Origin of the sequence: Streptomyces sp. NRRL S-1022 (assembly GCF_000720135.1) — a bacterium.
Lineage (GTDB): Bacteria > Actinomycetota > Actinomycetes > Streptomycetales > Streptomycetaceae > Streptomyces.
This window is the reverse complement of the sequence record NZ_JOIU01000043.1, coordinates 68,857-78,786: the sequence shown is the minus strand read 5'-3', so window position 1 is coordinate 78,786 and position 9,930 is coordinate 68,857. Positions and strand designations below refer to the sequence as shown.

Here is a 9,930-nt window from a genome sequence, read left to right as displayed (position 1 = left end):
ACGCGCCCAACCCGCCCGCCGAGCCCACCGGCTCTGCTCGGTCCGCCTGGCCTGCCCGACCGACGCGCCCAACCCGCCCGCCGAGCCCACCGGCTCTGCTCGGTCCGCCTGGCCTGCCCGACCGACGCGCCCAACCCGCCCACCGAGCCCACCGGCTCTGCTCGGTCCGCCTAACCCGCCCGACCGACGCGCCCAACCCGCCCACCGAGCCCACCGGCTCTGCTAGGCCCGCCTGGTCCGCCCGACCGGCGCGCCCAACCCGCCCACCGAGCCCACCGGCTCTGCTCGGTCCGCCTAACCCGCCCGACCGACGCGCCCGGCCCCTCCGCCGCCTGCGTCACTCCATCCGGCCCGCTCATCCCACTGGCCCGCTCATCCCACTGGCCCGCTCACCCCGCCGGCCCGCTCACCCCACCGGCCCGGTCACCCCGCCGCCCCCGTCACTCCGCCCGCCGAGCCCGGCCGGTCCGCCCCATCCGCGCGGGCGCCCGGGCCCGCTTCGCCCGCGGCCCCCTCGCGCCGCCCGCTCACCCCATCGCCCCCGTCATCCCGCCCGCCAGTACCCCAGCGCCTGCACCCGGTGTTTCGGGAGGCCCAGGTCTTTGCGGACGTGGGTGGCGAGGGTGCGGGTGGTGGTCGTGTCGCAGGCGATCCAGACGTACGGGTGCGGGGTGTCGGCGAGGACGGCGGGCAGTTCGGCGCGGACGCGTTCCACCAGGTGGGCGCCCGCGTCCCGGCGCGGCACCGCCCGGAACTCGGGCCGGCCGGCCCCGGTCCGGCGGGGCAGCCCCGCGGGTTCGCCCTCGAACCAGACGGTCGCCGGCGCCGAGGCGAGGGCGCCGAGCAGCGAGTTGATCGCGGGCAGCGAGGCCGGGTCGCCGATGACGGCGAGGTGCGAGGGCGCGGGGTCGGGGTGCTGGAACCCGGTGCCCTGGACGGTCGCCTCGACGGTGTCGCCGGGTCGCGCGGACCGCGCCCAGTCGGAGGCCGTACCCGCGTGCAGCGCGAACTCCAGGGCGAACGTGCCGGTGGCCGGGTCGGGGTCGACCAGGGTGTAGGCGCGCTGGTGCGGCCGGCCGTCGGCGGAGAACCACAGCCGTACCCACATGGTGGGGTGGACGCCGGCCGCGGCGAGCAGTCCGCCGTCGCTCATCCGGAGCCGCCGGTACCGCGGGGTCACGTCCTGCGCGTCGAGCACCGTCAGCACGAAGTCCCTGGCGCGCAGCAGTTTCAGCACCGCGCCCTCCCAGCCCCGTCCCTGCCCCATGACCCCTCCACGGTTCGCGTACGATTCCACCGTAAAAACTTAGGCAAGGCTAACCTAAAGAACAGGGGGTTTCCCGGGTGGCCACCGAGACGTACCGCGACGCCTGGGGCATCCCCCACCTGCGCGCGTCCAGCCCCCGCGCACTCGCCCGGGCCCAGGGCCGGGTCACCGCCCACGACCGGGCCTGGCAGCTGGAGGTCGAGCGACACCGCGCCCAGGGCACCTCCGCGTCCTTCCTCGGCACCGGGGCCCTCTCCTGGGACGTCTTCGCCCGCCGGGCCCGGCTGGCGGACACCGCCCGCCGCTGCTTCGCCGCGCTGGAACGCCGGGACCCCGAGACGGCCGACTGGGTGCGGGCGTACGTCGACGGCGTCAACGAGGGCCTGCCCGCCGGTGCCCGCCGCGCACCCGAGTTCGCCCGCACCGGCCTGGCCGCCGGCCGCTGGGAGCCCTGGACGCCGCTCGGTGTCTGGCTCGCCACGCACATCCTGTTCGCCGGCTTCCCCGCCAAGCTCTGGCGCGAGCAGGCGGTACGGCACCTCGGCCCCGACGCCGTCGGCCTGTTCGCCACGGACGGCCCCGGTACGGCGGGCAGCAACGGCTGGCTGGTCACCGGCGACCGCACCGCCACCGGTCACGCCCTCATCGCCGGCGACCCCCACCGCTTCATCGAGGACCCCGGGGTCTACCAGCAGATCCGCCTGGCCTGCCCGGAGTTCGACGTCGTCGGCCTGGCCGTGCCCGGCGTCCCCGGCATCGCCCACTTCGGCCACACCGGCACGGCCGCCTGGGCCATCACCAACGCCATGGCCGACTACCAGGACCTCTACCGCGAGCGCCTGCGCCGCACCGGCGCGGGCGTCGAGGCCCTCTCCCCGGACGGCACCTGGCAGCGAGCCGCCCGCCACACCGAGACGGTCCGCGTCGCAGGCCGGCCCCCCGTCGGGATCGAGCTGCTGGAGACACCCCGGGGCCCGGTGATCGCGGGTGGCCCGGAGGGCCTGGACACCGGCGACGAGAGCCACCCGGACGGAGCCGGGGCGCTGGCCCTGCGCTATCCGCCCCGCGTCACGGAGGACCTCGGCTTCAGCGCCCTCCTCCCCCTCCTCCGTTCCCGCACCGTCGCCGACATCGACCGCGCCCTGGACGCCTGGACGGAGCCCGTCAACGTCGTCCAGGCCGCCGACACCGCCGGAGGCACCCTGCACCGCGTCGCCGGCCGCGTCCCCGTCCGCGCCGAGGCCAACCGCCTCCACCCGGTGCCCGCCTGGGAACCCGGCCACGCGTGGCACGGCACGCACGAGACGCCGTACGCCCGCCCGGCCACCGAGGACGGCATCGCGGTGATGGCCAACGCCCGCGGCCTCGCCACCCCCCTCGGCGTCGAGTTCGCCCCGCCCCACCGCGCCGCCCGCATCCGGGCCCTGCTCGACGCGGGCCGCGCCTGGACCGCCGACGGCATGCCGGCGATCCACACCGACACCCACCTCGGCTCCGCCGGCCCCCTCCTGGACCACCTCGCCGCGCTCACCGGCCTGACTCCCGCCGCCGCGGCCCTGCGTGACCGCCTGCTCGCCTGGGACCGCCGGATGGACGCGGACAGCACCGACGCGGCGGCGTACGCGGCGGTGCGCGGAGCGGTCGTACGCCGGCTCGCCGCCCACCCGGTCTTCGCCCCGCTCACCGCACCCCCGGCCTACCCGGACGTGCTCCTGCCGTGGCTGGCCCTCGTCCCGCGCATCGGCCACGCCCTCGAACACCTGCTGGCTGCCGAGGACTTGTACGGCATCGACCGCGCGGCAGCCGTCCGCACCGCCCTGGAGGAGGCCGCCGCCGCCCCGACCGCCGTCCCCTGGTCCGCCACCCACCGCCTGGCCCCCTGGCGGGCGCTGCCGGCCGGGCCGTACACCGCGGCGGACGAGCCCGGCCTGGCCGGCGACCACGACTGCGTGCTCTGCACCTCCGCCGTGCCGGGCCTCACCGACCGTGCCGGCCGCGGCCCGGCCGCCCGCTACGTCTGGGACCTCGCCGACCGGGACAACAGCCGCTGGGTGGTCCCCTTCGGCGCCGACGGCGTACCCGGCGCCTGCCACCACCGCGACCAGCTCCCCCTGTGGCTGGAGGGCGAACTGGCCCCGGTGGTCACCGACTGGACCCGGCTCACCCCCGAACCGACCGAACCGGTAGCACCGTCGGACGCGTCGCCTCCGGCCACCACCGAACCCACCGAGGAATCCGATGACTGACCTGCACGTCCAGCACCTCGACGGTTACGGCACCGTCCGCATCCGCCCTCTGGACCCGGAGGGCGACGCGGAGCTGGTCCACGCCTGGGTGAGCGACGAACGCGCCGCGTTCTGGGGCATGAACGGCCTCACCCGCGCCCAGGTCGCCGAGATCTACGCCCACATGGCCACCCTCGGCACCCACCACGCCCACCTCGTCACCAAGGACGGCGAACCGGCCGCCCTCCTCCAGACGTACGAGCCCTCCGCGGACCGGGTCGGCGAGTGCTACGACGTCCGCCCCGGCGACCTCGGCGTCCACCTCCTGCTCGCCCCCGCCGGCCCCGACGGCCCGCGCCCCGGCTGGACCTCGGCCCTGCTGACGGCCATCACGACGTACGCGCTGCTGGTCCTGGACCGCCACCGGATCGTGATCGACCCGGACGTGCGCAACGCCAAGGCGATCGCCCGCTTCGAACGCCAGGGCTTCCGCCGCGGCTCCGTCGTCGTCCTGCCCGAGGTCGACCTGCCCGACGTGTACCTCCCGGAGAAGCACGCGCAACTGGCCTTCCTCGACCGCTGACCGTCCCGGCCCGCACCTGGACGGGCGCGCGGGTGGCCGCGGGCGGCTCGTGGACGTTCTTCGGCTGCACCATGGCGCCGGGGTTCACCTACGGCGACTACGACCACGGCAACGCGGCCGATCTCACGGCGCGTCACCCGGCCGAGGCCGCCCGGATCACGGACCTGTGCCGCCCGTGACCCCGTCGGCCGGCCGGACCGCCTTGAGCACACCGGCGGTTTGCCGCGTACCTGTACGGAGGCAGTGGGCACGGGTGCGCGTGTGCCGGTACGGAGGCACGGGCGCGTGTGGGGACGGAGGCTGACGACGGTGCTGCGCGAGGGAGACCGGCGACCGGGACGACGGCAGGCGCAGCGGGGACCGCGCGGGCCGAGGCCCGCACCCCGCACCCGCCCGCGCCTCCGCCCCGCCCACCGTCACCCCCTTCTCCAGCCCCGTCTCCGCCCTCTTCTCTTCCTGCCCGTCCTCCTGTTCGGCCTGCTCCTCGGCACCGCGGCCCCCGCCTCCGCCCACGCCGTCCTGCGCTCCACGGACCCCGGCGACGGATCCGTCCTGCGCACCGCCCCCCGCCACGTCACCCTCACCTTCACCGAGTCCGTCGGCCTGCTGGCCGACTCCTTCCGGATCTACGACCCCGGCAACCACCGCATCCGCACCGGCCCCGCCGAGCACGCCCCGGACCGCTCCGACACGGCCCGCGTCAGCCTCCCCGCGCGCCTCGCCACCGGCACGTACACGGTCGCCTGGCGGGTGGTGTCGGCCGACAGCCACCCGGTGTCCGGCGCCCTCACCTTCTCGGTCGGGAAACGTACGGCGGCACCGGCGGCCCTTCCCACTGACCGAGCGGAGAACCGGGCGACCACGGCGCTGCACACCATCGCGCGCTACCTCGCCTACCTCTCCCTGGCCCTGCTCCTGGGCACGGCCGCGTTCGTGGCGTACTGCCGCCCGCCGGCCACCGACCACCTGCGCACCCCCGTCCTGGCCGCCGCGGCCGCCCTCCTGGTCTCCAGCGCCGCCCTGTACCTCCTGCGGACGCCCTACGAGGAGGCCGCCGCCCCGACGGCCGGCTTCTCCCTCTCCGCCCTCACCCACACGGCGACGACCCGCCCCGGCCGGCTGCTCCTGCTCCGCCTGGCGCTGCTGCTCCTGGCGGCGGTGGCCGCGGCGGTCCTGCGCAGGCACCGCGCGCGGCTCCCGCGCCGGGCCGTCCTCGCCGCGGCCGCCGTCCTCGCCACGGCGCTGTCCCTGACCTGGTCGGCGTCCGACCACGCGTCGGCGGGCATCCAGGTCCCGGTCGCGATCGTCTCGTCCACCCTGCACCTGCTGGCCATGGGGGCCTGGCTGGGCGGTCTGGCCGCCCTCCTGTGGACCCTGCGGCACTCCCCGGAGCCGGCCGGTCTGCCCGCCTCGGTCCCGGCCCGCTTCTCCCGCCTGGCGTTCGCCTCGGTGACGGCCCTGGTCGTGACCGGCGTCTACCAGTCCTGGCGGGGTCTGGGCTCCTGGCAGGCGCTGACGGACACGGCGTACGGCCGTACCCTGCTGGCCAAGCTGGCCGCGGTCACGGCCCTGCTCCTGGCGGCGGCCTGCTCCCGCACCTGGACCGCCCGCCTGGTCCGGGCCGCCGCGGCCGCCCCCGCCCGGGTCCCCGAACCGGCCACCGGCCCCCCGCTGCCCGAGCTCCCCCCGGCACCGCCCGTGAACCCCGCCCCCGCCCTGGCCCTGCTGCGCCGCTCGGTCCTGCTGGAGGCGACGGCCGGCCTGCTGGTCCTGGCCCTGACCACCCTCCTGACCGGCACTGTTCCCGGCCGCGCGGCGACGGAGTCGGCCCAGGCGGCCCCCGCGCCGGTGGCGGGCATCCCGACGGCCTCCGTCACCACGATCCCCTTCGACATCGGGGCCGCCGGCGGCCGGGGCAGGATCCAGATCACCCTGGACCCCGGCCGCGTCGGCACCAACTCCGTGCAGGCCGTGATCTTCGGCCCCGACGGCGGCCTCTCCGCTGTCCCCGAGCTCCGTCTCACCCTCACGCTCCCCGCCCAGCGGGTCGGCCCCCTGGACACCAAGGTCACCGACCTCGGCGGCTACTGGTCCGCACCCTCGTTCACCCTGCCCCTGCCCGGCACATGGACGGTGAAGGCCACGATCCGGGTGTCCGACCTGGACCAGGTGACGGTGTCGGCGCCGGTGCGGGTGACGCGCTGACTTCAGACGGCGTGCAGGAACAGCTGCGGCGACCAGCCGGTGCAGCTGGGCCCCTCGTCGATCGAGTGGGCGCACGCCCTGACCTTGAAGTTCCAGTCACCGCGCGCGGGCCCGCCCACCGTCGCGACCCGGTGTTCGCCCATGGTCATCTTCCAGGTGAACCAGCCGAGCTGGGACGGGTACGTGTAGCGGATCTCGTAGTAGGCGTAGCGGGGGCTGGAGTAGCCGCCGAAGTACACCTTGAGGGTGTCGGCGCAGCCGTCGAAGCGGGCACCGGCGTACGGGGTGTTCGCGAAACGGTACCGCTGCGGCACACCGCCGATGCCGGTCCCGCCGCCCGGCGGGACCGCGTCACGGAGCGTGCACGGGGACGCCGGGGCGGACGCCGGTCCCTGCACCTGCCCGGCCGCGGTCGCCACGCCGTCCACCGAGGCGAGGGGAACCAGCAGCAGCGCCGCAACAGCCACAGTGGTTAACGAGCGCCTCATGACTCTCACCTCCAGCGCGGAATTCCCTCTGTCACCACGGTGCACTCAGGTCCCGTAAGTCGCATCCGGTGGCCTTCGGGGAGCCGCTGGAGCCCAGGTCCCGGGGGGCCTGCGGGACCGGGGTCCTGGTGAGCCGGGTCGGCCGGATCGCTAGCCGCAGGCGCATCCGGCCGCTGCCGGGGCCTCCTCGGTGGCCCGGCCGGTGCAGCATCCGTCGCCGGTGGCGCTGGGGCCGGTGCCCGTGCCGAGAGTGCCGGCGTCGGCCTTCACGACGTACACCTCCCACGGCTCCTTGCCGGGCCCGTGGACCCACACCTTGTCCTGGAGCGCGTAGCAGCAGGACGTGTCGTTCTCCTCGAAGGTGGCCAGGCCGGCGTCCTTGAGCCGGGTGGTGGCGGCGTCGACCTGTTCGGTGGACTCGACCTCGACGCCGAGGTGGTCCAGGCGGGTCTCCTCGCCGGGCCCGCCCTCGATCAGCACGAGCTTGAGCGGGGGCTCGGTGAGGGCGAAGTTCGCGTAGCCCTCGCGCCGCTTGGCCGGTTCGGTGCCGAACAGCTTCGAGTAGAAGGTGATCGACGCTTCCAGGTCACTGACACGCAGGGCGAGCTGAGCGCGAGACATGACGGGCTCCCATCCGGTTGCATTGATGTCTGTCGATGCAAGATTGCGCGCTGCATCGAAGACTGTCAACATAGAAGCATGTCGAATCAAGAGCTGGTGTTGCTCGGCCAGAGCGATAACGCCGGAGCGTGCTGCCCTGGGCTGCTGACCGCTCCCCTGGACGAGGACCAGGCCGTGGAGCTGGCGAAGGTGTTCAAGGCGCTGGGCGATCCCGTGCGGCTGCGCCTGCTGTCGATGATCGCCTCCCGGGCGGGCGGCGAGGTCTGCGTCTGTGACCTGACCCCGGCCTTCGACCTGTCCCAGCCGACGATCTCGCACCACCTGAAGCTGCTGCGCCAGGCGGGCCTGATCGACTCCGAGCGGCGCGGCACCTGGGTCTACTACCGGCTCGTCCCGGAGATGACCGACCGGCTCGCCGGCATCCTGACCCGTCCGGCCGGTGAGCCGCTGCCCGGGCGCACGACGCGGGCCGGAGCCGCCTCGTGAGCACCGCCGCACCCGAGGGGAAGGTGGCCGGACGCCTGTCCTTCGTCGACCGCTACCTGGCCGTCTGGATCCTCGCGGCCATGGCCCTGGGCCTCGGATTGGGCCGCCTGGTCCCCGGCCTGGGGGACGCGCTGGCCGAGGTGACCGTGACCGGAGTGTCCCTGCCGATCGCCCTGGGCCTGCTGGTGATGATGTACCCGGTGCTCGCCAAGGTGCGTTACGACCGCCTCGACACCGTCACCCGCGACCGCCGCCTGCTGCTGCCGTCCCTGCTGCTCAACTGGGTGGTCGGTCCGGCGCTCATGTTCGCCCTGGCGTGGCTGTTCCTGCCCGACCTGCCCGCCTACCGCACCGGCCTGATCATCGTGGGCCTGGCCCGCTGCATCGCCATGGTGATCATCTGGAACGACCTCGCCTGCGGCCACCGCGAAGCCGCGGCCGTCCTGGTCGCCCTGAACTCCGTCTTCCAGGTGATCGCGTTCTCGGCGCTGGGCTGGTTCTACCTCTCCGTCCTGCCCGGCCGGCTCGGCCTGGAGCAGACCGGGCTGGACGTGTCCGTGTGGGAGATCGCCCGCAGCGTGCTCATCTTCCTCGGCGTCCCGCTCGCGGCCGGCTACCTCACCCGCCGCATCGGCGAGAAGGCGAAGGGCCGGACCTGGTACGAAGCCAGGCTCATCCCGCGCATCGGCCCCTTCGCCCTGTACGGGCTGCTCTTCACGATCGTCGTCCTCTTCGCCCTGCAGGGCGACGCCATCACCGCACGGCCCCTCGACGTCGCCCGCATCGCCCTGCCGCTGCTGGTGTACTTCGCCGTCATGTGGGCCGGATCCATGGCCCTGGGCCGAGCGGTCGGCCTCGACCACGCGCGGGCCACGACGCTGGCCTTCACCGCCGCGGGGAACAACTTCGAACTGGCCATCGCCGTCGCCATCGCCACCTTCGGAGCCACCTCCGGCCAGGCCCTCGCCGGTGTCGTCGGCCCCCTCATCGAAGTGCCCGTCCTCATCGGCCTGGTGTACGTCGCCTTGTACGCCCGCCGCTACTTCACCGCCCCCGCCGTCCCGGCGCCCCAGGAGGAAGCCACCCATGCCTGACACCGCCACGCCGTCCGTGCTCTTCGTCTGCGTCCACAACGCCGGACGCTCCCAGATGGCCGCCGCCTTCCTCACCCACCTCGCGGGCGACCGCGTCCAGGTCCGCTCCGCCGGCTCCGCCCCCGCCGACACCGTGAACCCGGCCGTCGTGGAAGCCATGGCGGAGGTGGGCATCGACATCGCGGCCGAGGTGCCCAAGGTGCTCACGGTGGAGGCGGTCCAGGCGTCCGACGTCGTCGTCACGATGGGCTGCGGCGACACCTGCCCCGTCTTCCCCGGCAAGCGCTACCTCGACTGGCGGCTCCCCGACCCGGCCGGGCAGGGCGTCGAAGCGGTTCGCCCGATCCGCGACGACATCGAGAAGCGCATCCGCGGCCTTGTCGACGAGATCGCCCCGGCGAACTGACCCCGGGCACGTCCGGCAGGGGCGGCACGGACGCGCGCCCGCTCCCCGCGTGTGACGGGAGTCACCCTCCGGAAAGTCGCTCGGCAGGCCGGAGACGCGCTTCGGGTGCCGCCCGGTCCCGAAGAAAAACCGGACTGAGACGGAAACCGGGACGGAGAACGGAGAACGCCGAAGGGCCCCACTGCGAGCAGTGGGGCCCTTCGACATCGTGCCCGGTGAGGCACTGGCGGAGGATACGAGATTCGAACTCGTGAGGGGTTGCCCCCAACACGCTTTCCAAGCGTGCGCCCTAGGCCTCTAGGCGAATCCTCCGCCGGAAACATTACATGACCGAGGGGAGTGCTCGCGAACCCGTTCCCGCAGGCCCGCAACCGGTGCAGCCCGCGGCCCGCGATCGGGTACGCTGGGCGCAGCCCCTCACGCGGCGCTATCTGACTGAACTCCCCCAGGGCCGGAAGGCAGCAAGGGTAGGTCGGCTCTGGCGGGTGCGTGAGGGGCGCTTGCGTTCCCGGGGCGGGCCGGGCCGGGTGGCGGGGGCCGGAGCCGGTGGGGCCG

General features: G+C 74.7%; 9 protein-coding genes, 1 tRNA gene, 1 other RNA gene and 1 pseudogene. 8 read left to right on the top strand and 4 right to left on the bottom strand.

Annotated features, from left to right (window positions below; genetic code table 11):
• Positions 1-544: 544 nt before the first annotated feature.
• Positions 545-1,267 carry a siderophore-interacting protein gene (locus tag IG05_RS0139080; RefSeq protein ID WP_030348871.1) on the bottom strand — a complete coding sequence of 241 codons (723 nt, stop codon included), beginning with the start codon at positions 1,265-1,267 and terminating at the stop codon, positions 545-547.
• Positions 1,268-1,344: 77 nt separating this feature from the next.
• On the opposite strand from IG05_RS0139080, the gene IG05_RS0139075 reads away from it, so the two are divergent.
• From IG05_RS0139075 to IG05_RS0139060, 4 genes and pseudogenes are all read left to right on the top strand, one after another.
• The gene (locus tag IG05_RS0139075; protein WP_078894832.1) at positions 1,345-3,513 is read left to right on the top strand and encodes a penicillin acylase family protein; all 2,169 of its coding nucleotides are present in this window, start codon (positions 1,345-1,347) and stop codon (positions 3,511-3,513) included.
• Positions 3,506-4,075 carry a GNAT family N-acetyltransferase gene (locus IG05_RS0139070; protein WP_030348869.1) on the top strand — a complete coding sequence of 190 codons (570 nt, stop codon included), beginning with the start codon at positions 3,506-3,508 and terminating at the stop codon, positions 4,073-4,075. Before IG05_RS0139075 ends, IG05_RS0139070 begins: the two co-directional genes overlap by 8 nt.
• A pseudogene (locus IG05_RS0139065) lies at positions 4,075-4,254 on the top strand (cupin domain-containing protein); the annotation flags it as partial. The gene IG05_RS0139070 and the pseudogene IG05_RS0139065, both read left to right, overlap by 1 nt.
• 106 nt (positions 4,255-4,360) lie before the next feature.
• Complete coding sequence (locus IG05_RS0139060) at positions 4,361-6,280, top strand: copper resistance CopC/CopD family protein (RefSeq protein ID WP_420707654.1); 1,920 nt, start codon at positions 4,361-4,363, stop codon at positions 6,278-6,280.
• Between the two features lie 2 nt (positions 6,281-6,282).
• On the opposite strand, the gene IG05_RS0139055 is transcribed toward IG05_RS0139060, so the two are convergent.
• Together IG05_RS0139055 and IG05_RS0139050 are read right to left on the bottom strand one after the other, a co-directional pair.
• Positions 6,283-6,768, bottom strand: coding sequence for a hypothetical protein (locus IG05_RS0139055; protein ID WP_234336233.1), 486 nt, complete (start codon positions 6,766-6,768; stop codon positions 6,283-6,285).
• Positions 6,769-6,918: 150 nt separating this feature from the next.
• On the bottom strand, positions 6,919-7,389 hold the full coding sequence (locus IG05_RS0139050) for an ArsI/CadI family heavy metal resistance metalloenzyme (RefSeq protein ID WP_030348866.1): 471 nt from the start codon (positions 7,387-7,389) through the stop codon (positions 6,919-6,921).
• Between the two features lie 78 nt (positions 7,390-7,467).
• On the opposite strand from IG05_RS0139050, the gene IG05_RS0139045 reads away from it, so the two are divergent.
• The 3 genes from IG05_RS0139045 to IG05_RS0139035 are packed head-to-tail and all read left to right on the top strand — an operon-like array spanning position 7,468 to position 9,375.
• Positions 7,468-7,875 (top strand): ArsR/SmtB family transcription factor, encoded by a 408-nt coding sequence (locus IG05_RS0139045; protein WP_030348865.1) that lies wholly within the window; start codon positions 7,468-7,470, stop codon positions 7,873-7,875.
• Entirely contained in the window at positions 7,872-8,969 is a 1,098-nt protein-coding gene (arsB, locus tag IG05_RS0139040; RefSeq protein WP_037815626.1) for an ACR3 family arsenite efflux transporter, read from the top strand. The genes IG05_RS0139045 and arsB overlap by 4 nt, the downstream gene beginning before the upstream one ends.
• Positions 8,962-9,375, top strand: a complete 414-nt coding sequence (locus IG05_RS0139035; protein ID WP_030348863.1) for an arsenate reductase ArsC — start codon at positions 8,962-8,964, stop codon at positions 9,373-9,375. The genes arsB and IG05_RS0139035 overlap by 8 nt, the downstream gene beginning before the upstream one ends.
• A 224-nt stretch (positions 9,376-9,599) precedes the next feature.
• Here the strand turns inward: IG05_RS0139035 and IG05_RS0139030 are convergent.
• Positions 9,600-9,687, bottom strand: a tRNA-Ser gene (locus tag IG05_RS0139030).
• 96 nt (positions 9,688-9,783) lie between these two features.
• Here IG05_RS0139030 and ffs point away from each other — a divergent pair.
• An RNA gene (ffs, locus tag IG05_RS44185) (signal recognition particle sRNA small type) lies at positions 9,784-9,882 on the top strand.
• Positions 9,883-9,930: the final 48 nt, after the last annotated feature.

Coding starts and splice junctions, on each gene's coding strand:
- IG05_RS0139080 (WP_030348871.1), bottom strand. CDS start 1,267: ATGGGGCAGGGACGGGGCTGGGAGGGCGCGGTGCTGAAACTGCTGCGC.
- IG05_RS0139070 (WP_030348869.1), top strand. CDS start 3,506: ATGACTGACCTGCACGTCCAGCACCTCGACGGTTACGGCACCGTCCGC.
- IG05_RS0139055 (WP_234336233.1), bottom strand. CDS start 6,768: ATGAGGCGCTCGTTAACCACTGTGGCTGTTGCGGCGCTGCTGCTGGTT.
- IG05_RS0139050 (WP_030348866.1), bottom strand. CDS start 7,389: ATGTCTCGCGCTCAGCTCGCCCTGCGTGTCAGTGACCTGGAAGCGTCG.
- IG05_RS0139045 (WP_030348865.1), top strand. CDS start 7,468: ATGTCGAATCAAGAGCTGGTGTTGCTCGGCCAGAGCGATAACGCCGGA.
- IG05_RS0139035 (WP_030348863.1), top strand. CDS start 8,962: ATGCCTGACACCGCCACGCCGTCCGTGCTCTTCGTCTGCGTCCACAAC.